Genomic DNA, 26056 nt, shown 5'->3' on the forward strand with positions numbered 1-26056 from the left:
CCGAGCGTGACCGCTCGTCACCACCACGCGCGCAACGCCTCCGCGATCCGGCGCAGCGCCGGATCGGAGGTCATGCGCCAGTGCGTGGTGTCCAGCGCGTGGTTGTGCACGGAACCCGTGATCGCGGCAGACCACGTCGACGCGCCTGCCGAGCCGGTCGAATCATCCTGGGCGGCGGTGAAATACACCAGGTCACCGTCGAACGGTCGCGGGCGATAGGCCGCGTCGAGCGCGACCGACGCACCCGCGGCGTCCACGACCCGCTCGATCCGTGCGGCCCCGAACGAGGCGAACGGTTCGGGGAGGGCGCTCAACCGCTCAGCCAGTTGCGACAGATCCACGATGTCGTCCAGGCCGAATTCCACGACTTGTTCGCCGAGCAGTCCACCGAGCAGTTCCGGCACTGGCACCGGCGTCGCCGCGACGGGGAGATCGGAGCCGCCGCGCAGGTGGCTGTCCAGCATTCCCAGCAGCGCCACCTGCTCGCCCTCGTCCTGGAGCTGAACGGCCATGGCGTGCGCCAGCACGCCGCCGAGCGACCAGCCGAGCAGGTGATACGGCCCCTCCGGCTGCACGGCGCGGATCTGTTCGACGTAGAGCCGCGCCCAGTCCTCGATCGAATCCGGAAGCTGGTCGGCCGAACTCAGGGCGGGCGACTGGAGGCCGTAGAGCGGCCGGTCCGCGTCCAGGTGCGCGGCGAGCCCGGCGAACGACCAGGCGATGCCGCCGATCGGGTGGATGCAGAACAGCGGCTCGGCCGTGCCCGAGGTCCGCAGCGGCAGCAGCATGTCGAAGGCCGCGTCCGCACTGTCGGCGCCGCCTGCGCGTAGCTCGGCGACGATGCCCGCCGGGGTCGGCGCGGTGAACACCCACATCACCGGAATCGGCACGGCCACCGCCTCGCTCAACCGTGCGGTCAGCGCGGTCGCGATGAGCGAGTTGCCGCCCAGCTCGAAGAAGTTGTCGTCCAGTCCGATTCGATCGACGCACAGCACTTCCGCGAACACCTCGCAGGTGGTGGTCTCCAACGCGGTCGACGGAGCGCGGTAGGCGCGGGCGGCGAGCTCCGGTTCGGGCAGCGCCGCGCGGTCGAGTTTGCCGACCGGGGTCAAGGGGACCTCATCGAGGACGACGATCGCCGCGGGCACCATGTGCGAGGGCAGCGTTCGCGCGGCCCACTCGATCAAGAGACTCGAGTCCAGGCCGGGTGCCATCACATACGACACCAGAACCGTTGCCCCGGCGGCATTTTCCCTACCGACCGTGACGGCGAAATCCACCTCCGGGTGTTCGGCGAGCACGGCGTCGATCTCGCCGAGCTCGATGCGGAACCCGCGGATCTTCACCTGGAAGTCGGTGCGACCCAGGCACTCCAACTCCCCCGCCGCGTTCCACGTCACGAGGTCGCCCGTGCGGTACATCCGTTCGCCCGCGCCGAAGGGGTTGGCCACGAATCGCTCCGCGGTCAGATCCAGCCTGCCGAAGTAACCGCGCGCCAACTGCGCACCCGCCAAATACAGCTCACCGGGGACGCCGACCGGCACCGGCCGCAGCCGCGAATCCAGGACGTACACCTGGCTGTTCCAGAGCGGGACGCCGATCGGCACCACCACCTCGTCGGCCGGTCGCACCGGGTGATTGGTGATGGACACGGCGGCCTCGGTCGGACCGTACACATTGAACAGCGCCGTATTCGGCGCGGCCGCCGCGAACCTGCGCGCCAGCGCGGCAGGCAGCGTCTCGCCGATGGCCAGCACCCGGCGCAGGGAATCCGGCAGGCGACCCGCCAACAACAAGACGTCCAACATGGACGGCACCATGTGCAGCGTCGTCACACCCTCCCGCGCCATGAGGTCGTTCAGATACGCCGGGTCCCGATGACCGCCTGGTGCGGCGATCACCAACCGGCCGCCGCGCACCGCGGGCGACCAGAACTCCCACACCGACACGTCGAACGTCGCCGCCGTGTTCAACAGCACGACGTCATCGGCGCGCATATCGAATTCGGCTGTCTTCCAGAGCAACTGATTCACGATCGCGCCGTGCGACACCGCGACGCCCTTCGGACGACCCGTGGAACCCGACGTGAAGATCACGTACGCCGTGTGCTCGGCGCGCAACGGCGCGAGGCGGTCCAGGTCGGTGAGCACCGAAGAGTCCATCGCCGATAGGTCCAGCCGATCCAGGCGCACCACCGGCGCGGCGGAAGTGGTGAAATCCGCATCGGCATCGGTCAGCACGCAGACCGGCGCCGCCGTCTCGAGAATGTACTCGGTCCGCTGCGCGGGCTGATCCGGATCGACCGGCACGTACGCACCGCCGGCCTTGCTCACCGCGTACATCGCGACAACCAGATCCACCGACCGCCGAAGGGCGAGCGCCACCCGCGACTCCGGACCAACGCCCAGCGAAATCAGATAGCGCGCAAGGCGATTGACTCGCGCATCCAACTCGGCATAGCGCGTAGGATGGCCGTCCGCGGCCACCAGCGCCACGGACTCCGGCATGGCGGCGACGGTCTCGTCCAGCAGGGAAACCAGCGTGGCGCTCGCATCCACCCGGTGCGCGGTGTCGTTCCATGCCGCGAGAATCCGAGTGCTCTCTTCGGGCGCGAGCAGATCGATCGCACCCACCGGCACCGCCACGTCGGCGGCCACCGCGTCCAGCACCCGGACGAACCGGTCCACGAAACCGCGCACCGTCGACTCGTCGAACAGATCCGCCGCATAGGTGAAGAAGCCGCCGATACCCGCTGGCGTGCCTGCCTCGTCGTAGCTGTCGGCGACGATGACGTGCAGATCGAACTGCGCGAGCTGCCGATCCGTTTCCCACGGGGCGATCGTCAAGCCCGGCAGTTCCATTCGGACCTCGGCCAGATTCTGGAACGACAGACCCACCTGGAACAGCGGATGCCGCGCCGTCGACCGCGCCGGATTCAGCACTTCGACAAGCCGCTCGAACGGGACGTCGGCGTTGGCGAAGGCCTGGAGGTCGGTATCGCGCTGCCGCGCGAGCAATTCCGTGAAGTCCGCGTCCGGGTCCACCCGGGTGCGGAACACCAGGGTGTTGACGAACATGCCGATCAGATCGTCCAGCACCGCTTCGCCGCGTCCCGCCACCGGTGTGCCGATCGCGATGTCCTCGGTGCCCGACAGCCGGGCCAGCAGCACCGCCAGCGCAGTGTGCACGACCATGAACAGCGTCGCGCCCTGCGCCCGCGCCAGCTCCGCCAGCGCCGCGTGGGTGGACGGCTCGATGCGCAGCGGCACGCGCCCGCCCGCGAAGGACTGCACCGCCGGCCGCGGCCGATCCCTCGGCAGCTCCAGCTGATCCGGCAGCCCGGCGAGCGCCTCGCGCCAGTAGGCGATCTGCTGCGCCGCCAGTGAACCCGGCTCGTCCTCGTGACCGAGCAGTGCACGCTGCCACAGCGCGTAGTCCGCGTACTGCACGGCGGGCGGCGTCCACTGCGGTGCCTGTCCCAGCGCACGGGCCGCGTATGCCGCCGCCAGATCGCGGGTCAGCGGGCCGCCCGAGAAGCCGTCGCCCGCGATGTGATGGACGACCATGGCCAAGACGAATTCGCGGTCACCGCCCTGGAACAGCACGGCCCGCACCGGCACCTCGGCGGTGACGTCGAAGGCCGTCGAAAGCAGCTCGGCCACCGCGGTTTCGACATCGGCAACGGCCCGCACGCGCAGCAGCGGAACGCCGGGGTGTCCCGGTGGCAGGACGACCTGTACCGGACCGTCCGCGAGCTGCGGATACACCGTGCGCAGGATCTCGTGCCGCACGACGAGGTCGGTGAACGCCTGCCGCATCGCCTCGCTGTCGAGGTCGCCGGTCAGGCGGATCGCGACCGGGAGGTTGTAGGCGGCCGACCCGGTGTCGAACCTGTTGAGGAACCACATCCGTTGCTGCGCGGGCGACAGCGGAATACGTTCCGGCCGTTGGCCCGCCACCAAGGCGGGACGCCCGCCCGCACCGGTCAGCTCAGCCACCTTGCGCGCGCACCCCGCTATGGTCGGCGCGGCGAACAGCAGCCGCACCGGAACCCTGGCTTCCACCGCCGCGCCGAGACGTGCGGTCACCCTGGTGGCCAGCAGCGAATTGCCGCCGAGCTCGAAGAAATCGTCGTCTGCGCCGATTCGATCGATGCCGAGCACCTCGGTGAACACCTCGGCCACCGTCCGCTCCATGGCCGTGGACGGTTCCCGGAATACGCGTGCCGCGAATTCCGGTTCAGGAAGGGCGTTTCGGTCGAGTTTGCCGACCGCGGTCAGCGGAACCTCGTCGAGCACGACGATCGCGGCGGGCACCATGTGCGACGGCAGCGTCCGCGCGGCCCACCGCGACAGCCGGTCGGCATCGATGCCGCGGCCGGTCACATACGACACCAGAACCGTGACGCCGCTGGGATTCTCACGCCCCACCGTCACCGCGTAGTCCACCAGCGGGTGCCCGCCGAGCACCGCGTCGATCTCACCGAGTTCGATGCGGAAGCCGCGGACCTTCACCTGGAAGTCCGTGCGGCCCAGGCATTCCAGCTCCCAGCCGCCCGATTCCACGGCGGGGACCCATCGGACCAGGTCGCCGGTCCGGTACATGCGCTCGCCGGGCATCCACGGATGCGCGACGAAGCGGTCCGCGGTCGCACCGGAGCGTCCGTGATAGCCGCGCGCGAGCGCGGGACCCGCGAGATACAGCTCACCCGCGACGCCAGCAGGGACCGGATGCAAGCGCTCGTCGAGCACCGTCGCCCACACGCCGGGGACCGGGCGGCCGATCGTGACGCGTTGTCCCGCCAGCAGAGTCGTGTAGGTGGCGCCGATCGTCGCCTCGGTCGGACCGTAGCCGTTGATGAAGCGGCGACCCGGCTGCCACCTGGCGACCAGTTCGGGGGTGGTGGCCTCGCCACCGGCGGATACCACGGCCAGGTCGTCCAGGCCGCTCGGGTCGACGGTGCCGAGCAGCGCCGGCGTGATGATGGTGTGCGTCACCCGCTCGGCGCGCAGCAGGTCGTGCAGTTCCGCGCCGCCGACGATGTCCGGTGGCGCGATCACGAGCGTCGCCCCGCTGTAGAAGGCGCTGGACAGCTCCTCCACCGATTGGTCGAAACTCGGCGAACACACGTGCAGCATCCGGTGTTCCGGTGCGAGGCGCAGCATGTCGACCGTGTGGCCGACCAGTCCGCCGAGCCCGGCGTGGGTGACGGCGACGCCCTTGGGACGGCCCGTCGACCCCGACGTGTAGATCACATACGCCGGATGCGACAGGCGCAGCGGTGCACGCCGGTCCGCGTCGACAGGCGCGGCGGCCGAGTGCGCGGCACACCGAGCCCGCACCGCGGGGTCGTCCAGCAGCAGCCACTCCACCGCGCCGGACAGTCCGGCGGCCTGATCGGAGACGGTGATGCCCAGCGCCGCACCGGAATCGGCGATCATGTAGCGCACCCGCTCCGCCGGATAGGTCGGATCGACCGGCAGATACGCGCCACCGGCCTTGGCGACCGCCCACACCGCGACGATCATCTCGTAGGAGCGCCGCATCGCCAGCGCCACCACGGTTTCCGGCGCGACGCCGCGCTCGATCAGCACGCGCGCCAGCCGCGAGGACAGCTCGTCGAGTTCACCGTAGGTGTACCCGCCGCCCGCGTCGCGCACGGCGATCCGGTCCCGGCCGAAGCGCACGCCCCGGACCAGCAGATCCGGCAAGGTGCCGACGGCAGCGAGCGATCCACCACCCATCCGCGTCAACCGCTCGTGCTCGTCGGCGGCAAGCAGCGGCAGATCGCCGACCGGCAGGTCGGGCCGCTCCGCGAGAGCCGACAGCACTCGAACGAAGCGCTGCGCGAACGTATCCGCGTCGAAGTCACCGAAACGATCACGGGCGTAGCACATCTCGCCGCGCAGGCCGGAGGAGTCATCGGTGAGCGAAAGGGCGAGATCCCCCACCGCTTCCGCCGGTCCCTGGAACGACAATGCCGCCTGGAACAGCGGATGCCGCGCCGACGAGCGGCCCACACCCAGCAGCTCGACCAGTTCGTCGAACGGAATGCCGGAGTGCGCGAAGCCTTCCAGCTCGACCCGGTGCGCGTCCGGCAGGAGGTCCACGAAGCGCGCGCGCCGATCCACCCGGGTACGCAACACCACCTCGGCGCTGCGGCCGTCTCGCACGGGTGAACCGATCGAGACGTCGTCGACGCCCGAAAGTCGTGCCAGCAGTACAGCCAACGCCGTGCGCACGACCGCCGACCAGGTCACCCCCGCGGTGTCCGCGAGCACGCGCAGACCCCGGTGCACCTCGTCCGGCACCGAGAACGCCACGCGCCCACGGTCATCCGGCCCCCGCGCGGCCCGCGGTCCACCCGCGGGCAGCTCCAGATCGGGCAGGCCCGCCAACGCGGTGCGCCAGTACCGGGACCGGGTGATCGAGTCGTCCGATTCGACGTCGAGCAAAAGCGCGGTTTCGGCGGCGGCGCGGTCGGGTGCGTCGAGGAGATCGCCGAGCACGCGACGAAGCCGATCGGCAACGGCCTGCGCCGTCGCATCGGCGACGATGTCGCGCCGGTACTTCATCTGCACCAGCGTCCGGCTGCCGAGGAAGACGAGCACGGTGATCGGATAGTGCGTGTAGTCGGCCCCGTCCAGTCCGTCGACCCGCACGCCGTCGAGAGCGCCGCTGGCCTGCCGCAGGCCCTCCACGTCGACCGGGTACGACTCGAACACCAGCATCGTGTCGAACAGTTCGCCCTGCCCCGCGACGCGCTGGATGGCGCCGAGCCCGAGGTGGTGGTGGTCCAGCAGCGACACCTGCTCAGCCTGCACCCCGTCGATCAGCGCCCGGACCGTCGTGCCCCGATCGAATCGGATGCGCACCGGGATCGCGTCGACGAACAGGCCGATCATTTCGCCGATGCCGTCGAGTTCCGCGGGCCTGCCGGAGATGGTCGCGCCGAAGACGACATCGTCGCGTCCGGTACTGGCCGCGACGACCAGACCCCACGCGGCCTGGATCACCGTGTTGGCGGTGACTTCGGCCGCGGCCGCGTACGCGGTCAGCTCGGCGGTCTGCGCGGCCGACAGCTCGAATTCGCAGAGGCCGAATCCGTTGCCCGATGCCGCGGGCCAGGTCAGTTCGGGGGCGAGCATGGTCGCCGTGGCGCCCGCGAGCACCTCCGACCAGGCCCGCTCCGCGCCCTCGCGATCCTGCTGCGACAGCCAGCGCAGGTAGTCGCGGTAGGGGCGGACCGGCGGCAGCGGCGACGCGTCACCACCGGTCGCGTACAGGACGAGCAACTCCTTCATCAGCAGCGGCATCGACCAGCCGTCGAGCAGGATGTGGTGGCCGGTCAGCACCAGGTGGCTGCGTCCGGAATCGGTGCGGTACAGCGTGAATCGCAGCAGCGGCGCCACCGCGGGATCGAATTCGGTGCGCTGCTCGGCGGCAAGCAGGTCCGGCAGATCGGCATCGGTGACGCCGTCGACGATCCGCCACGGCATCTCGATGCCGTCCACCACCAGCTGCACCGGCGTCCCGTCGGCGGTGGCGACGAAGGCGGAGCGCAGGTTTGCGTGCCGGTCCAGGATGGTCTGGGCCGCCCGGCGCAACCGGTTCGTATCCAGTTCGCCCGTCAGCTCGGCCGCCAGCTGGATGATGTAGGCGTCGACCGATCCGGCGAGCAGTTCGATGAGCACCAGAAGCGAGGACTGGAGCGGCGAGAGCGGCAGCACGTCCGACAGTCCCGGATATGTCCGCCGCCACCGGTCCAGTTCGGCTTGGGAGACCCGCGTCAGCGGCACATCCGAGGGCGTGAGACCGCCCGCGGCCGGGTGCCGCACGTGCCCGGCGACCGCGGCCAGCGCGGCCGTCCAGTCGTCGGCGAGTTCCCGCACCGCCGCCTCGTCGAGGATTCCGCTCGGGTAGCGGAAGCTCGCCTCCATCCGCGGACCGGTCGCGGTGTCGGCGACGATCGCGTTGATATCGATCACCGCCCCGGCGGGCAGCGCGGGATCGTATTCGATCTCGATCTCGCCGAGATCGGCTGCCGGCAGCCAGCTTCCGTCGATCTGGTCGACTGCGCCGCCCGCCGAGGCGCGGCCGAGATAGTTGAAGCCGATCTGTCCGATGTCGCCGGTGAGGCGTCCGGCGGTGCCCGGATCGAGATGGCGCAGCATGCCGAAGCCGATGCCCTTGTCCGGCACCGCGAGCAGTTGTTCCTTGACCGTCTTCAGTACGGTGGCGAGCACCGCGCCGTCGGCGAGCGCCTGCACGGTGTCGATGCCGGACAGGTCGATGGCGACGGGGTAGATGCTGGTGAACCAGCCGAGGGTGCGCGTGAGATCGGCTCCGGGAACGGCGGTTTCCTCGCGTCCGTGGCCTTCGAGCCGGATTCGGGTCGTCGGTGCGTCGACACCGCGCCGCGCCCGCCACGCGCGCACGGACAGCGCCAGCGCGGCGAGCAGTCCGTCGTTGACGCCGCCGCGATACAGCGCGGGAAGCGTGGTCAGCATGGCCTCGGTGACCTCGACCGGCACCTGCACGGTGATCGATCGCATGGTCGGCTCGGTGTCGATCGCGCAGTCGACGGTGCGCGCGCCGAGCAGCGGATCCGGCGTGGTCAGCACCCGCTGCCAGTACCCGGCTTCGGCGGCCCGGCCCGCGGCCGCGTCGGCCAAGCCGTGCGCCCAGCGCCGGAACGACGTGCCGACCGCGGGCAGCGCGATCGGCTGCCCTGCCGCACGCTGCGCCCAGGCCAGCGCCAGATCGGGAATGAGGATGCGCCAGGACACCCCGTCGATCACGTAGTGGTGTGCCGCGACGGCCAGCATGTCGCGCGCGCCCGTCCTGCGCACCCACGCGAAGGCGATCATCTTGGCGGCGGCCGGATCCAGGGCGGTCAGCGCCGAAGCCATTGCCGCACTACCTGTTCGGGTCAACTCGGAGTCGGCCACGGCAGTCGCGTCGATCTCGATCACCAATGCGTCGGCGTCGACCGCGTCGCGCGTCAGCGTTTCGAACCGCCACCGGCCGTCGTCCTGCCACACCCGGGAACACAGCACCTCGTGCCGGTCGAGCACCGCAGCGATCGTCGCGACGAGTCCGGCACGGTCGATGCCATCGGGCAGTGCGAGCACGACGGTCTGGGCGAAGCGATCGCAGGAACCGTTGGTGAGGAATTCGGCGAGCACCGGTGTCAGCGGCACCTCCCCGACACCGCCGCCGGGCAACTCCGCCAGCACCGTCGGCGCCGCGTCCGCGTCGGCCGTCGCGACGCGCGCCAGTCCAGCCACGGTCTTGTGTTCGAACACGTCGCGCGCCGTGAAGACGATTCCGGCTCCCTTCGCCCGCGACACCAGCTGGATCGACATGATGCTGTCGCCGCCGACGGCGAAGAACGAGTCGTTCGCCCCGACCGACTGCACACCGAGCACCTGCGCGAACAGCTCGGCGAGGCGCGATTCGAGGGGGCCGAGCGGCGCACGAGTCGGCGTTGTCTCGAAGACCGTCTCCGGCAACGCCTTTCGATCCAGTTTGCCGTTGGTGGTCAACGGGAGTTCGTCGAGGACGACGATCGCCGAAGGCACCATGTGCGACGGCAGAATCCTCGCCGCGTGCTCGGTGACCAGCGCCGGATCCACCGTGCGGCCCGGTGCGGCGAGCACGTACGACACCAGCGCCGTCGATCCCGACACCATCGTCCGTCCGATCGTGACCGCGAAGCCGACGTCGTCGTGTCCGGCGACCACCGCGTCGATCTCGCCGAGCTCGATGCGGAAGCCGCGCACCTTGACCTGCGTATCGGCGCGCCCCACGTAGTCGAGATCCCAAGGCGCCGAGCGTGATCCTGCGGCGGTGCAGACGGATGCCGGACGCAGGCGCACCACGTCGCCGGTGCGGTACATCCGCGCGCCGGGTCCGCCCCACGGGTTGGGGAGGAAACGTTCGGCGGTCAAGCCGGCCCGGTTGCGGTAGCCGCGGGCCAGCGCGCCACCCGCGAGATACAGCTCGCCCGCCACACCCGGCGGCACCGGGTTCAGCCGCGCGTCCAAGACCAGCGCGGACAGGCCGTGTACCGGCGTACCGATCGTAATGGGCTGTCCGGCGGACAATTCCGCGAACGACGAGACGATGGTGGCCTCGGTCGGGCCGTAGGCGTTGAGATAGCGCCGGCCCGGCTGCCACTTCGCCAGTAGCTCCGGGGTCGTCACGTCTCCACCGACGGCCACCACCGCCAGCGCGTCCAGCCCGGCCGGGTCGACGGTGCCGAGGACCGCCGGGGTGATGATCGTGTGCGTGACCGCCTCGTCGCGCAACAGGTCGCCGAGCTCGGCCCCGCCAACCACACCGGGCGGCACGACGACCAACGTCGCGCCCACGGAGAACGCGCACAGCCACTCGAGCACCGAAGGGTCGAAGCACGGCGAGCAGACCTGCAGGAACCGGTGATGCGGCTCCAGCCGATAGCGTTTCACCGTTTCGTCCAGCATGCCGCCCAGACCTGCGTGGGTCACGGTGACGCCCTTGGGCACACCCGTCGAACCGGACGTGTAGATGACGTACGCGGGGTGTCGCATGCGCAGCGGCGCAAGGCGATCCGCGTCCGTCACCGGGCCGGGCGACCGATCGGCGCATTCCCGCTCGGTAGCCGGGTCGTCGAGCAACAGCCAGTCCACGCCGCCGGGCAGCCGATCCGCGTACTCGGCGCTGGTGATACCGAGCACCGCACCGGAGTCGGACACCATGTGCCGTACCCGTTCCGCGGGATACCCCGGGTCGATCGGCACGTGCGCGCCACCGGCTTTGGCGATGGCCAGCACCGCGGCCACCAGGTCGGCCGAGCGAGGCAGGGCGACGGCGACCGATCGCTCGGGGCCCACGCCGCGGCGGATCAGCACGCGCGCCAATCGCGAAGTGCGCTCGTCGAGTTCGCCGTAGCCGATCGAACGGTTCCGGTCACGCACCGCGATGCGATCGCGACCCAGCGCGACGCCGCTGGTCAACAGGTCGGGCAGGAGGCCGGTGGCCATGACGTCGTCGGCGGCGACGCGGGTCAGCAGCGCCTGCTCGTGCGCGTCGAGCAGCGGGAGGTCGCCGACGTGAACCTCCGGTCGGCGCACGGCAGCCGCGAGCAGCCGGAGGAGGCGCTCGGCGAACACCTGAACGGTGCGCTCGTCGAACAACGCGCGCGAGAAGGTGAAGTCGGCCGCGATGCCGGCCGCGTGCTCCCGAATGTGCAGGGAAAGGTCGTATTTCGCGTGAGGGTCACCGGAACCGGAGGGCTCGACCGCGTGGGGAGCCCGATCTCCGGCCGAGAACATCGTCCGCACCAGCGGGTGGTCCGAATCCAGCAGCGCCGCCAGGCCGTCGAAAGGCAGATCGATTCGCGCGAAGGCTTGTAGCGCAACGTCTTTCGCGTGCGCCAGCAGATGGACGAAGGGGAGGTCCCCCGGCACGCTGGTGCGCAGCACCAGGGTGTTGCCCGATCCGTCGGTGACCGGTGTGCCGATCGCGATGTCGTCGGCGCCGGATAGTCGGGCCAGCAGGACTGCGAAAGTCGCGTGGACGACCGTGAACACGGTTGTGTCGGCCGTCCGCGCGACCTGATGTAGTCGCCGGTGCAGGTCGGCATCGATCGCGAAGCCGACCCGGCCGTCCGCGCCGGTGGGCGCCGCGGGCCTCGGGCGATCGGTGGGCAGGTTCAGCTCGTCCGGCAGGTCCGCGAGCGCGTCGCGCCAGTACCTCGTCTGCGCGATCAGATCGTTGCGATCGTCCAGCAGCGCGAGCGTTTCCGTCGCCGTACGTTCCGGCGCTTCGACGAATTCGCCGAGCAGCGTCCGCAGCCGGTCCGCGAGCGCCCGCGCGGCCGGGGCGGTGATCGTGTCGTGCCGGTGCTGCACTTGTAGTCGCAGCTCGGCGCCCATGTCGACTTGAACGGCCACCGGGTAGTGGGTGTAGTTGACCGCTTGCAGATCGACGATCTCCAGACCGTCGATCGACCCGTAGGCCTGCCGCAGGCCGTCGGCGTCGACGGGATAGGACTCGTACGCCAGCAGCGAGTCGAACAACTCGCCCGCACCGGCGGCGCGCTGGATATCGGCCAGCCCGACGTGATGACCGTCGAGCAGCGAAACCTGTTCGGCCTGAAGCCTGGTCACCAGCTGCTGCAGCGAGGTTCCCGCGTCGAACCGGACCCGGACCGGGACGGTGTTCGCGAACAAGCCGACCATGTCGTCGACTCCGTCGAGCTGCGGCGGCCGCCCGGACACCACCGCGCCGAAGACCACGTCGTCACGTCCGGCGCAAGCGGCGAGCACCAGGCCCCACGCCGCCTGCACCACCGTGTTCACGGTGACCTCCGCCGCGGCGGCGAACGCCGTCAACGCCGCGGTCTCGGCCTGCGACAGGTCCGCGGCGCACACGCCGTAGCCCTCGGCGGGGTGCGCGGGCGGCGCGACAGACGCGGCGAGCATCGTCGGCGTCAGACCGTCCAGCGCGCGGCCCCACGTGCGCAGCGCGGCGTCCCGGTCGTAGTGCGCCAGCCACGCGAGATAGTCGCGATACGGCCGAATCCGCGGCAGCGGCGACGAAACACCGTCCGCGGCATAGGAAATCAGCAGATCCTTCATCAGCAACGGCATCGACCAGCCGTCCAACAGGATGTGATGCGCGGTCAGCACCAGGTGCGTGCGCCCGAAATCGCCGCGGTACACGGTGAATCGCAGCAGCGGCGCCCGCGCCGGATCGAATCCGAGGCGCTGTTCGGCGGTGAAGAACGCCGCCGGATCGGCGTCCGGCGTGTCGACCACCCGCCACGGCACCTCCAGTCCTTCGCCGACGAACTGAACCGCAGCGCCCACGGCCGAGGATCCGAACGCGGACCGCAGGATCGAGTGACGATCCAGCACCGCCTGCGCCGCCCGCCGGAGTCGATCGAGATCGATGGCCCCGGACAATTCCACCGACAGCTGGAGCAGATAGGGGTCCGCGGTCGGCGAGATCTGGGTGAGGAACAGCAAGCCGAGCTGGAGAGGCGAGAGCGGCAGCACGTCGACCAGACCCGGCCGCTCCCGCCGCCAGGTGTCGAGCTCCGCTTGGCCGACCCGCACCAGCGGGACGTCGGCCGGAGTCAGGCCGCCCGCGGAGGAATCGCGCACGTGCCCGGCGAGGACGGTCAGCGCGGCCACCCAGTGGTCGGCCAGTTCCTGGACGGCATCCGCGTCGAGGATGTCGGACGCATAGGCGAAGGACGCGGTCAGCTGCGCGCCGGAGTCGGTGTCGCTGACGAGCGCGTTGATGTCCACCACCGCGGCGGCGGGCATCGCCGGATCCTGTGCGGCGTCGGGGGCGCCCCAGTCGTCGGTCGGCAGCCAGCTCCGATCCGTCAGCGCCTCCGGCAGGTCGCCCGCGGAGATCCGGCCGAGATAGTTGAAGCCGATCTGGCCGAGCGCGCCGCCGAGTTCGGCCTCCGGGTTCAGATAGCGGAGCATGCCGAAGCCGATGCCCTTGTCCGGCACCGCGAGCAGTTGCTCCTTCACCGCCTTGAGCACCGCCGCGGTCGCCTCGCCGCCGCGCCAGGCGGCCTCCGCGTCGATGCCGGACAGATCGAGCGCCACCGGATACATGGTGGTGAACCAGCCGACGGTGCGGGTCAGATCGGCGCCCGCGACGGTGGCCTCCTCGCGGCCGTGCCCCTCGAGCCGCACCCTGGTCGCCGCGGCGTCGACACCCCTCGTCGCCCACCAGGCGCGTGTCGCGAGCGCCAACGCCGCGAGCAGACCGTCGTTCGCCCCGGCCCGGTACAGCGTCGGCAGCTCGGTCAGCACCGCGTGCGTGACCTCGGCGGATACCTCGACCGTGAAGCGCCGCACCGTATCCGACGTGTCGACGGCCGGATCCAGCGCCCGCGCGCCGAGTGGCGGGTCGGCGACGGCCAGAGTTCGCCGCCAGTAGGGCAATTCGTCGGCGCGGTCGGCGGCCGCCTCGGCCAGGCCGTGCGCCCACCGCCGGAACGACGTGCCAACCGCGGGCAGCGTGATCCGTTGCCCGCCATCGTGTTGCGCCCACGCGGCCACCAGGTCCGCGATCAGGATTCGCCACGACACGCCATCGATCACGTAGTGGTGTGCGGCGACGATCAGCGCGTCCCGGCCGTCCTCGCGGGACAGCCAGGTGCAGGCGATCATCCGCCCGGCCGCCGGGTCCAGCGTGTCGAGGGCGGCATCCATTGCGGCACTGGCGGTTTCGCTCAGATCCTCGAGGTCGAGACCCGTGGGGACGTCGACGCGGGTGAGCAGCGCGTCCACATCCATCGCGCCCGCGGGCAGGCTGTTCAGCCGCCACTGCCCGTCGACGGAGCGAACCCGGGCACGCAGCATGTCGTGGTGATCCAGCACGGCGGTGAGCGTGGCCACCAAGCCCGCCCGGTCGATGTGCTCGGGTAGCGCGAGCACCATGTGCTGGGTGAAGCGGCCGTACGACCTGCCCCCGGCCAGATAGGCGGCCAGCACCGGCGTCAGCGGGATCTCTCCGACGCCGCCGCCCGGCAACTCCGCGAGCATCGGCGCGGACTCGCCGCCGACCACCGCGACCCGCGCCAACCCGGCGACCGTGCGGTGCTCGAACACATCCTGGGGCGTGAAGAGGATCCCCGCCGCCCTGGCCCGCGACACCAGCTGGATCGACAGAATGCTGTCGCCGCCCGCGGCGAAGAACGAATCCTCCGCCCCGACCCGCCGCACCCCGAGCACCTGCGCGAACAACTCGGCGATCCGGGTTTCCACCGCGCCCTCCGGGGCGCGCGAGACCGCCGCCTCGAACACCGGCTCGGGCAATGCCTGCCGATCCAGTTTTCCGTTGGCGGTCAACGGAATCGCGTCCAGCATCACGAACGCCGACGGCACCATGTGGCCGGGCAGCGCCGCGCCCGCGAAGCGGGACAGTTCGCTGAAATCCAGCGAAACACCTTCCCTGGCAAGGACATAGGAGACCAGCACGGTCGCGCCGGAGGGCGCGACTCGGCCCAGCGTCGCGGCGTAGTCGACATCGGGGTGGGCGGTGAGCGCGGCGTCGATCTCACCGAGTTCGATGCGGAAGCCGCGGATCTTCACCTGGAAGTCGGTGCGGCCGAGGTACTCGATGTCGCCGTCCGCGGTGCGGCGCACCAGGTCGCCGGTGCGATACATCCGCGCGCCCGCGTCCGCACCGAACGGGCAGGCCACGAATCGTTCCGCCGTGAGCGCCGCCCGCCCCAGGTAGCCCTGCGCCAGCGCGGGGCCGGAGAGGTAGAGCTCGCCGGTGACGTCGGCGGGCACCGGACGCAACCGCGCGTCCAGCACCAGCGCGCCGACGCCGGGGAAGGCGGCGCCGATGGTGATCGGCTGCCCGGGCGCCAGCGCGGCGCTTCCGGTCGCGAGGATGGTGGCCTCGGTGGGACCGTAGCCGTTGTAGAACGATCGCCCCGCGACCGCCCACCGCTCGACCAGTCCGGGACCGAACGCGTCACCCGCGACGACCACGACCCGCAACGCGTCGAGCCCGGCCGGGTCGACCGATTCCAGCGCGGCGGGCGTGATCAGCATGTGGGTGACACGCTCGCGGCGCAGCAGGTCGGCGAGCTCGGGACCGCCGAACACCGTCGGCGGGGACACCACGAGTGTCGCGCCGGAACCGAAGGCGAGCAGCAGTTCGAGCACCGACACGTCGAAGTTCGGCGAGCACACGTGCAGAATCCGCGCGCCCGCGTCCACCGCGTAGCGCTCCCGCGCGGCGGTGACCAGGCTCGCGAGACCGGCGTGGGTCACGACGACGCCCTTCGGGCGGCCGGTCGAGCCGGACGTGTAGATGACGTAGGCCGGATGCTGTTCGGTCAGCGCGCGCACCCGGTCGACGTAGGAGATCGGGTGCGCGGGCCGTGCCGCGATCCGCTCCCGGTGCTGCTGCTCGTCGAGCTCGAGCCAGTCGATGCCCGTGCCGAGCTGCGAGCGGTGCGCCGAGGCGGTCAGGCCGAGCACGGCCCCGGAGTCGGCGACGAGGTAGGCGATGCGTTCCTCAGGCAGGGCGGGGTCGACCGGCACATAGGCCGCTCCGGTCTTCGCGATGGCCCAGACGGCCAGCACCGACTCGATCGAACGGGTGAAGCCGATGGCGACGACGTCACCGGGGCCGACGCCGCGGTCGATCAGTTCCCGCGCCAGTCGCGACGAGGACCGGTCCAGCTCGGTGTAGGTGAGTTCGCGCCGGTCCGCCGGATCGCCGGTCGGGTCATAGCTGAGGGCTATCGTATTGGCCGCGGACTCGACCGCGGCGGTCAGCAGCTGGACGAAAAGCGGATTACTCGACCTCCGACGAATTCGACCCCGAACAGCACGACGAACTCCATCCATCCGAGTACTACATCCCTCTCGCGTCATGCCCGCTCGAGACCCACGAACCCGGTCGGATCCGGTCCGCCGTCCAGCGGCCCGGTGTCGAACAAAGCAAGAAGGAATCGATCGTCGGGGCAATTTCGGCCCCTATCAGACCACAGGTCGCGACGTCGTGACGGCTCAGCGACATCTGCCCAGGCAGGGGCCTGCCTAGCCGATTGCCAGATCTTAGCCACACATCTGTGTGACTCAGACACCCGACCGCCGCCGTGTGACCTAGGACATGCCGATCGCTACGCCGCCACGGCGCGACGAGACGTCACGCCGGTCTCGTCGGCGGCGCCAGGGCCAGGCCGGATCGAGGTCGCCTGGGGATAGCTTCGGACGGGCCCGGGCCGAACCGCGCATACCATGCCCGGCCGGACGGGTCGCGCTCGCGCGGGCCGACGTCCCCTACTCGCCGCGATATCGGGTGACGAAGCGGCGCAGAATCTCTGGCGGGACCGTGATCGTCTCGCGGTGGCCGAGCTCGGTGAGGTAGTCCGCTTCCTCCGGCTTGAAGTACCCCGCGTGGCGATAGGCGTCGATGCGGATCGCGAGACCGTGGCCATCCAGCTCGGGGTGGAACTGGGTTGCGTACACGTGCTGTCCGGTTCGGATCATCTGCACCGGGCAGCTGGACGAGCCCGCAAGCAAGGTCGCGCCGGGGGGCACATCCTGGCAGGCCTCCTTGTGGCCGACGAAGGCGCGGAACGACCGCGGGAGATCGCGCAGGAGGGAATCGGCGGCGGCGCTGTCGGTCAGCTCGATGGTCTGCGCGCCCGCCGTCTCGGCGTACCGGTCGCCGCCGACCTCCCCGCCGAGCACGTCGGCGAGAACGCCCAATCCGTAGCAGGCGCCGAGATACGGGAAGTCACGGCCGACGATCTCGGTGACCAGCTTCTTCAGCCGTGGCTCGAAGCGCTTCTGATAGCCGTACTTGTTCGCCTCGGGGCTGCTGACATTGCTCGGTCCGCCGCCGACGATGACCGCCGCGTAGTCGTCGAGCTCGACATGGGGCAGCTCCTCGTCCATGTGCACCCGCACCACATCGCCGGCGTCGAGATCTCCGGCGCGCAGGATCGCAAAGTACTCGTCATCCGCCGCGGCGCGCTCGGGCCGCAACTGCAAGAGCAAGCAGGGCTTGGCCATGTACCGATTGTGCAAGATCGGAGGCCGCGGAGGGCGTTGCGACGGGCCGTTACCGCGGCCGAGTCGCCCCGCGCGAGGGACCGACCCCAGTTTCGGTGGCCCACCTTTCCTCGTCTGTCGGCGACGCCGCCGCCATCGATAGCGTCTCCGGCGGCGGCTCCCCTCGCCGCCCGAAAGGAATCTCTCGAATGCGTAAGCACCTGCGCGCCGGCATGCTCGTCGGCGCAATCCTGCTCGCTCCGCTGGCCACCGCCGTGCCCGCCTCGGCCATCCCGCTGGAGCCCGCCGCACCCGCCCAGCAGTCCGAGCCGGTCGTCGGCCATGGCTGCATCGGCGGCGGTCCACACTGGAACTGCCTGCTGAGCTCGCTGTCGGCGGGCGGTTCCAGCAAGTAGCAATCTCGAACGACCCACAGCTTGGTCGAACCACAGCTTGGTCGAATCGCGAAACCCCTTCCGAATGGCCGGAGGGGGTTTCGTAGTCCGGCCATCCGGAGGCACGCACGGGTTCCGATGTGCCTCGAACCTGTTGCGACGTAGGTCACATCCCGCTACCCTCCATTCATTCTGAGACGAATTGGTCTCACATGCGGGCCGCGGCCCGCGGAATGTCGAGGAAGAATATGGACTCTCCACTCGTATCCGTCGGCCTGCCACTGGCTTTGGCCGTGATCATGTTCGGCCTGGGATTGTCGCTGACGGTCGCGGACTTCACGCGCATCGCACGAAACCCGAAGACGGTCGCGATCGCGCTCGCGTGCCAACTGGTGGTGCTGCCGGTCGCCGCGTTCGGCTTGGTGCTGTTGTTCGATCTGCCGCCGATCCTCGCGGTCGGGATGATGCTGCTCGCGTCCTCGCCGGGCGGGACCACCGCGAACCTGTTCAGCCACCTGTTCCGCGGCGACGTCGCGCTCAATGTGTCGCTCACCGCGGTCAATTCGATCATCGCGGTGGTCACGGTGCCGCTGGTGACCAACTTCGCCATCGACTATTTCGAACCCGATCAGGGCGCGGGCACGGTCGGCCTGCAGTTCGGCAAGGTGGTCCAGGTGTTCGCGATCGTGCTGATTCCGGTCGCGATCGGGATGACGGTGCGGCGGGTGTCGAGCGCTTTCGCCGATCGCATGGATCGGCCGGTGCGCATCGGTTCGGCGCTGACGCTGATGCTCGTCGTTGTCGGCACCATGGTCGCCGAGCGCGACAACCTGGTCGACTACGCCGTCGACGTCGGCGCCGTCACCACACTGTTCTGCCTGCTCAGCCTGACCGCGGGCTACTTCCTCCCCCGCTGGCTCGGCGTCGACGACCGCCAGGCGATCGCCTGCTCGATGGAAGTGGGCATCCACAACAGCACCATCGCGATCACCATCGCCATCAGCGTCCTGGACAGCACCGAAATGGCCGTTCCCGCAGCCGTTTACGGCGTACTCATGTTCCCGCTCGCCACCGCCGTCGGCTGGCTGCTCACCCGCGGCCAGCCCAGAACCGCCCTCGCCGAAACAGCCTGAGGCACAACGCCTGGGTCGACTCGGCGACGGCCTGTCCTGCCTTCCGATCAGCGCGTCCGGGACCACCGCTCGATCATGAGGCCGAGCCAGGGCTTGGTTGTGCGGGACAGCGATTCATGCAATGCGACTGCCGGGCGGTGCAGGTTCACTCGCCCGGGTCGTCGCCATCCGCGCGCGCCGGGCGGGACAACCGCACCACACCGGCGTCCAGGTCCACGTCGAGCCGCGGCTCGTACACCTGCCCGTCGCTGTCCGCACTGCTTTCGTCCGTCAGCTTCTTGCTCGGGAACAGCTCACCGATGACGCCCACACCTCCACGATAGCCGCGCTGGGGTGGCCTCGTCCTTCGGCCGGGCGCTGCGCAAAACCCTTGCCCGGGGCGCGCGGGGCGGGCATAGAGTTCACCCATGACGAGCAACCCGTTCTTCGAGCGCAGTGCGCTGCCCTACGAGCTGCCGCCGTTCGCGGAGATCCGCGACGAGCATTATCTGCCCGCGTTCGAGCGGGGGATGGCGGAGCAGCTGGCTGAGATCGGGGTGATCACGGCGGACGAAGGGGTGCCGACGTTCGCCGATACCGTTGTGGCGCTGGAACGTTCGGGTGCGCTGCTGACGCGGGTGCTGAATGTGTTCTTCAATATCGTCGGTTCGGATTCCAGCGAGCGGATCGAGGCGATCGAGGCGGAGATCTCCCCGCGGCTCGCCGCGCATCGCGATGCGGTGTATCTGGATCCGAAGCTGTTCGCCAGGATCGACTCGCTGTATCTGCGGCGGGCCGAGCTAGGGCTGGATGCCGAGGAAGCGCGGCTGCTCGAGCAGTACCACATCCGGTTCGTCCGGGCCGGCGCGCGACTGGATGCCGAGGGGCAGGCCGGGTTGCGCGAGCTCAACGCGGAATTGGCCACGGCGGCAACCGAGTTCGGACAGAACTTGTTGGCCGCGACCAATGCGGCGGCGCTGGTCGTTGAGCACGAGGACGAGCTGGCCGGTCTCGGGTCCGCCGCGGTGACGGCCGCGGCCGAGAACGCCCGCTCGCTGGGCAAAGACGGGGCGTGGGCGCTGCGCCTGCAGAACGTCTCGAATCAGCCCGTTCTCGCCGAGTTGGCCGACCGCAACGTGCGGCGCAGGATGCTGGCCGCTTCGCTCGGGCGGGGATTCGGCGCGGACGGCCGCAACGCCGGTCTGGCCGTTCGCATCGCCGCCCTGCGGGCCGAGCGCGCGGCGCTGCTCGGCTACCCGGACCACGCGGCGTACGCGGTGGAAGACCAGACCGCGAAGACCGCGGGCGCGGTGGAGGACATGCTGGGACGGCTGGTGCCGCCCGCCGTCGCCAACGCCGAACGGGAGGCGGCGGAGCTCGCTGCGGCCATGCGCGCGGACGACGCGGACGCCGAGCTGCGCGCCTGGGACTGGCAGTTCTGGTCGGAAAAGCTGAGGGCGGAACGGTTTTCGCTGGACGCCGAGGCGCTGCGCCCCTATTTCGAACTCGAGCGGGTGCTGCGGGACGGGGTGTTCTTCGCCGCCGAGCAGGTCTACGGGATCACCTTCGCCGAGCGCGACGACCTGGTGGGCTATCACCCGGAGGTCCGCGTCTTCGAGGTGTTCGACGCGGACGGCAGCGCGCTGGGACTGTTCCTCGGCGATTTCTTCGCCAGGCCCTCGAAGCGCGGCGGGGCCTGGATGAACGAACTGGTCAGCCAGTCCCGGCTGTTGGGGACGCGGCCGGTGGTGGTGAACAACCTCAATATCGCGAAGCCACCCGCGGGTGCACCCGCCCTGCTGACCTGGGACAACGTCCGGACGCTTTTCCACGAGTTCGGGCACGCGCTGCACGGCCTGTTCTCGGATGTGCGGTTCCCCTTCTTCGCCGGGACCGAGGTGCCGCGCGACTTCGTCGAATTCCCTTCTCAGGTCAACGAGATGTGGATGAGCAGGCCGGAGGTGCTGGCCAACTACGCCAAGCACGTCGAGACCGGCGCGCCCATGCCCGCCGAGCTGGTCGAGCGGATGGCGGCGGCCGAGCGGTTCGGCGAGGGTTTCCGCACCGTCGAGTACCTGGCCGCGGCGCTGCTGGACTGGGCGTGGCACCGCGTCCCCGGCCCGGATGCGCTGACAGGCACCGACGCCGAGGCGTTCGAGGAGCGTGCGCTAGAGCAGGCGGGCGTGGCCATGGCGACGATTCCGCCGCGGTACCGGACCGGGTACTTCGCGCACATCTTCTCCGGCGGCTATGCGGCGGGCTACTACTCCTATATCTGGAGCGAGGTGCTCGACGCCGACACCGTGCAGTGGTTCGAAGACGGCGCCGCACCCGTCCGCGAGAAAGGCGAGACCTTCCGTCGCGAGTTGCTCTCCCGCGGCGGCTCGGTGGACCCGCTGGAGGCGTTCGAGTCCTTCCGCGGCCGTGCCCCCGAGATCGAGCCGCTGCTGGCTCGCCGGGGCCTGGCGGTCTGACCGGCCGCTGACGAAAGGGGCGGACGCCCGCCCGCGCGCATCCGCCACCGGCGGGCGTCGTGCGCGCCGCACCTCGCCGTAGCGGACGCGCCGAACCCGCGCGGCCTTCAGACGTCGCCGACGCCGATGTGCTTACCTTCGGCGACGCGAAAGAGGTCGACCACCGCGAGGATCTCTTCCAGAGTGGCCTCGGGCAGACCTTCGACGGTTTGGGCGAACCGGCGCAAGGCGCGATCGGTGAATTTCGCGACGACGCCGGCATCGCCGCTCTGGCCGAGCAGGCCGCCGTCCGGGCAGGGATGTGCGAGCATGTCCACTCCGTTCCGCCAGCGACGTTGCCGTGCAGTAGCCGTCAACCGATGAAGCCGAGTATCGGGCGACGGCGCCGCGATGTCACTCGACAATCGGGAGAAAGAACGAGGGAAAGTTGGTCACCGGAAACAATACGCGTCATTGCGGGTGGCGAGGCGACATCCGGCGGGCCGGATAGTGTGATTTGCGTTGCGGCACAGCTTGTTTCGCGAGCAGGGCTCATGGTTGGCAAGTCCAGCGCGGTGTGGGATTACATGCCAACGGTGATGCCGCCGAACCGCAAGGGATCAGCACCACCCCGACCGCGCCGCCGACGACCGGGGCGACGTTTCCCACGTGACATCGGCGGGAGCCAACCCGGATCGAGACGACCGCCGCGAGGGGAGCGGCAACCAGCAGCATCGGCATCGCTACGATATTCACTAGGAAAGCGCACTGTTCGACGAGCGGTTATGCCAGTTCTCTGAAATAGCCAGCGAAAAGCTGAACCCGAACCGACCAGCCGGTGTTAATGTTGGGGCCGTCACATCTCCTTCGTGGCATGTGACCCGCGTGAAGGTGAACGGTTCTCTCCGGAACCCTGGGTAGCGGTTCGAGAAGCCCAGGCGCGCAACCGTTCACGCCGCCCCCGGTCATACCGGGGTGGCAAGAGCCCGTTCGGGGGACGGGCGAGGCGACGCTGCCGATGTGGCAGCTCCAAGGTGGTCAGCAAGTCGGCGCGTCCGGAGACACCAGCAGGTCGGTCCGTGTGGACCTGCCGCCGGTGCGCGCCGTGGAGTGAGGTGTCCGAATGCTCGATACCCGACCCAGCACGACGAATTTCCCCGGTTCGGTCCCCCTTTTCCCGAACAAGCCCTCGGCGATACCCGCGCAGGCGGCCGCGAACATAGCGCGCCTGCTGCCCGATCATCCCCTGGTCGGCATCACGGCCTGGGGCCTCGACGGCCTCGAGGTCGTCGGCTGGTCGAGCAGGCAAGCCGCGATACTCGAGCGGGCCGCCGTCGACTTCCCGGATTCGCCGGGCATGGACGTCATCCGGATGCGCAAGAGGATCTCGATCGGCGACCTCGCCGCGGAATCGCGCTGGCGCGACTACTGCGCCCACCTGTGCGAACACGACGTGCGGTCGCTGTACTGTCATCCGCTCGTCTCCGACGGGCAGGTTCTCGGACTGTTGAACCTGTACTCCCACCGCACGAACGCTTTCCGCGCGCGGGGGTGACGCGGACGCGGGGAGGGGACCCCTCCCCGCGTTCCAGCTTCGCCAGGAATCCCTACAACGCCGAACCGGTAACGAGTTCGACGATTCCCATGACGACTCCGAGCACCGTAGTGACCAAATCCAGCACGGCGGAACCGAGTGTCATCATGTCTCCTTTCCGTTTTCCGTGGGCACAACCGGACAAGCCTTGCATGCCGGTCGGTGATATCGATCCGATGACACGCCAGTGCATGCTCCGATCTGGGGCCACACGAAATTCGGATGCGCTGTCGGCATTTCCCTTCGGGACACCTTTAGTATGAAAACCGAAATACAGAGATTCCTGAGCCAGGCGCGAAAAATGTTGTCGGCAGTCGGTCCAGGAGGCACGGTGACCATCTCGCACGGCCCCGTTCTACGTTCGATCTCCGCTGACGACAGCGGAATTCCCCTGGCGATGCCGTCGTTTTCGTCGGCACCGATTGCCAGGTCGACGCTGATCGACCGCCTCGATGCGCTCCTCGCGGCCGACCAGCGGCGGGTGCTGTTGGTTTGCGCGCCCGCCGGGAGCGGCAAGACCGTGCTGCTCGCCGACTGGGCGAGCAGGCTACGGGACCGAGCGGACCGACGCCCCGCGCTCGGTTGGGTCTCGGTGTCCGAGCAGGACCCGGGAGCCGCGCTGTGGCAGACACTGCGCGAACAGCTGGCACTGCCGAAGCCGCCGCACCGCCCGTCCGTCGGCGCTCCCGGCTTCGACGCGGCCCAGCTCGTCGAGACGTTGACCGTTCGCGAAACACCGACGGTGATCGTCATCGACGACGCGCACCTGATCACCGAGCCGCTCGCCCTCGCCGGGCTGGAACACTTCCTGCTGCACGCGCCGCCGATGGTCACCACGGTGGTTTCCGGCCGCTTCGACCCGCCGCTGCGCTGGCATCTGCTCGGGCTGACCGAGCGATCGACCCGGTGGGGCGCGGCCGACCTCGCGATGACCGGCGCGGAGATCGCGGCGTTGTGCCGCGAACACCACTGCGAACTCGACGACGCCGAACTCGCCACGGTCCTCGACCTGACCAAAGGGTGGGCGGCGCTCGTCCGCATCGCCGCGATGTATCTGGCCGCCAACCCCGACCGCTCCGCGGCGCTCGCCGTGCTGGCCAGGCCCCCGCGCGCCGTCTCCGACTTCCTGGTCGGCGAGCTGATCGGCGCGCTGCCGCTGAACGTGCGGCTATTCCTCACCTACACCAGCGTTCCCGCCTCGTTCACCCAGTCGATGGCCGACCACCTGATCGGCGGCGGGGCCGCGCACACGCTCTACGAGCTGGACCGGATGAACTTCCCGGTCACCTCGATCGCGCGCGGCGACGACATCTGGTTCACCTTCCATCCGATGCTGCGCGCGTACTTCCTCGCCGAGATGAACCGGCTCGGCGCGCAGGCCCGTTCCGAACTACACCTGCGGACCGCGAACGCGTTGCGCGCCGCGGGGCTGCCGCGCCACGCGCTGACGCACCTGCTCGACGTCTCCGATCCGCGGCACCTGCGCGGGTTTCTCACCGAATGCGGGACGACGATGGTCCTCGACGGGGACGGCGCCGCGCTGTTCGGTGAGCTGCACCGCGCGCGGCCGAGCCTGCTCGACGACCCCTTCGTCTGGCTGCTGCGGGTCCTCGACGCCCTCTTCCACGGCAGTGCCGCGGACGCGCTGGCCTACCTGGATGTCGCCGAGTCGCGCCGGCCCAGGCCCTCGTTCGCGCCCGCTCACTGGATCGACGCACTGACCGGCGCCGCGACGGTCGATGCCGCCGCCGCCACCGGGTCGGTGTCGGGTCATCTCACGGTGGACACCGCACCGACGGGCAACCCAGACATCGACTGCTACTTGGCGATTCAGTCGGCCACCGCGATGGCGGACGGCGGACGACTCGACCGGGGCGAGGAAATGCTGTTGCGCGGTCTCGCGCTGGCGTTGCACGCGGGCCATCCGCGCCTCGCGCTGCGCGCGCTCACCCGCCTCACCTTCATCGCCTGCGGGCGCGAGGCCACCGCCTCGATGCGGGACCGGGCGAACCGGGCGCTGGTCATCGCCGCCGAGCACGACCTGCTCGACACACCGGACGCGGCGCAGGCGATGACCGCCGCCGGCCTGGCCGCCTACCTGCGCGGCGAGCAGCCCGACCCCAGCCACGCCGCGGCGGCACTGGCTCATCACGCGGTGCAGGACGGGTCCGAGAGCCCGCTCGCCGGATGGCACGGCTACGTGATCGGGCTGCTACTGGCCGTCGACCAGGCCCCCGACCGGCGCGCGGCCATCGACGACCTGCGCCGCGGCACGCAACTGCTGCTCGACAAGGACACCGCGCCCGGCGCGACCGCCGCCCTGATCCCACACGTGGTGTGGGCCCTGCTTGGCATGCACGAGCCGCTGCCCGCGCAGCTGCTCGCCGAACGGGCACAGCAGCTGCTCGGCGACCTGCCCGACATCGTGATCGCCAGGGCCGCGGTGGCCGAGGCGGCCGAGCACAGCCAGGCCGCGCTGACGCTGCTCGCACCGCTGCTGGCCGGGATGGACGTCGTGCGGCCGTCCACCCGAGTCACCGGATGGTTGCTGTACTCGTCCGCGCACCACAGGATCGGCAATGGCGCGAAGGCGCGCAGCGGACTGGAGAACGCGTTGCGGCACGCCGCCGCCGATCACCTGCTCCGGCCCTTCCTCGACGTGCCGAACGCGATAGAACTGCTCGATGTGTATGCGGGCCGATTCGGTCGCTTCGACGCGTTCGGCGATATCGTGCGGCAGAATCGCAACGCCGCCCGCAGCTCGACGCATCCGGCGCTGACCGATGCCGAGATGACCGTGCTCAAACATCTTCCGTCCGGCCGGACGGCCCAGCAGATCGCGGCGGACCTCGGCGTCTCGATCAATACCGTCAAAACGCATCTGCGCTCGATCTACACGAAATTCGGCGCGAACTCACGGGTCGCCGCGCTCGACTACGCCCGGCGCAGCGGCGTGCTCTGACCGCGC

General features: G+C 70.0%; 9 protein-coding genes. 5 read left to right on the plus strand and 4 right to left on the minus strand.

The window, feature by feature from the left end; translation table 11 throughout:
- Positions 1 to 17 precede the first annotated feature (17 nt).
- Positions 18 to 16502 (minus strand): non-ribosomal peptide synthetase, encoded by a 16485-nt coding sequence (locus tag NL1_RS17590; RefSeq protein ID WP_156094921.1) that lies wholly within the window; start codon positions 16500 to 16502, stop codon positions 18 to 20.
- A 315-nt stretch (positions 16503 to 16817) separates the two neighbouring features.
- Positions 16818 to 17555 carry a glutamine amidotransferase gene (locus tag NL1_RS17595; protein ID WP_067840716.1) on the minus strand — a complete coding sequence of 246 codons (738 nt, stop codon included), beginning with the start codon at positions 17553 to 17555 and terminating at the stop codon, positions 16818 to 16820.
- 188 nt (positions 17556 to 17743) lie between these two features.
- On the opposite strand from NL1_RS17595, the gene NL1_RS17600 reads away from it, so the two are divergent.
- A complete protein-coding gene (locus NL1_RS17600) occupies positions 17744 to 17950 on the plus strand; it encodes a hypothetical protein (RefSeq protein WP_067840718.1) in 207 nt (68 codons plus the stop codon).
- Positions 17951 to 18177: 227 nt separating this feature from the next.
- Complete coding sequence (locus NL1_RS17605; protein ID WP_067840719.1) at positions 18178 to 19062, plus strand: bile acid:sodium symporter family protein; 885 nt, start codon at positions 18178 to 18180, stop codon at positions 19060 to 19062.
- 145 nt (positions 19063 to 19207) lie between these two features.
- Here NL1_RS17605 and NL1_RS38600 read toward each other — a convergent pair whose 3' ends face one another.
- The gene (locus tag NL1_RS38600; protein ID WP_169813590.1) at positions 19208 to 19372 is read right to left on the minus strand and encodes a hypothetical protein; all 165 of its coding nucleotides are present in this window, start codon (positions 19370 to 19372) and stop codon (positions 19208 to 19210) included.
- A 97-nt stretch (positions 19373 to 19469) separates the two neighbouring features.
- Between NL1_RS38600 and NL1_RS17610 the strand changes: the two genes are divergently transcribed.
- Complete coding sequence (locus NL1_RS17610) at positions 19470 to 21515, plus strand: M3 family metallopeptidase (RefSeq protein WP_067840721.1); 2046 nt, start codon at positions 19470 to 19472, stop codon at positions 21513 to 21515.
- A 107-nt stretch (positions 21516 to 21622) separates the two neighbouring features.
- Here the strand turns inward: NL1_RS17610 and NL1_RS17615 are convergent, their stop codons facing one another.
- Positions 21623 to 21826 carry a hypothetical protein gene (locus tag NL1_RS17615; RefSeq protein WP_156094922.1) on the minus strand — a complete coding sequence of 68 codons (204 nt, stop codon included), beginning with the start codon at positions 21824 to 21826 and terminating at the stop codon, positions 21623 to 21625.
- 791 nt (positions 21827 to 22617) lie between these two features.
- On the opposite strand from NL1_RS17615, the gene NL1_RS17620 reads away from it, so the two are divergent.
- Positions 22618 to 23049 (plus strand): GAF domain-containing protein, encoded by a 432-nt coding sequence (locus NL1_RS17620; RefSeq protein WP_067840724.1) that lies wholly within the window; start codon positions 22618 to 22620, stop codon positions 23047 to 23049.
- A gap of 226 nt (positions 23050 to 23275) precedes the next feature.
- Positions 23276 to 26050, plus strand: a complete 2775-nt coding sequence (locus tag NL1_RS17625; protein WP_156094923.1) for a helix-turn-helix transcriptional regulator — start codon at positions 23276 to 23278, stop codon at positions 26048 to 26050.
- The last annotated feature ends 6 nt before the right edge of the window (positions 26051 to 26056 follow it).

The organism is Nocardia lijiangensis NBRC 108240, from assembly GCF_001613045.1.
Lineage (GTDB): Bacteria > Actinomycetota > Actinomycetes > Mycobacteriales > Mycobacteriaceae > Nocardia > Nocardia lijiangensis.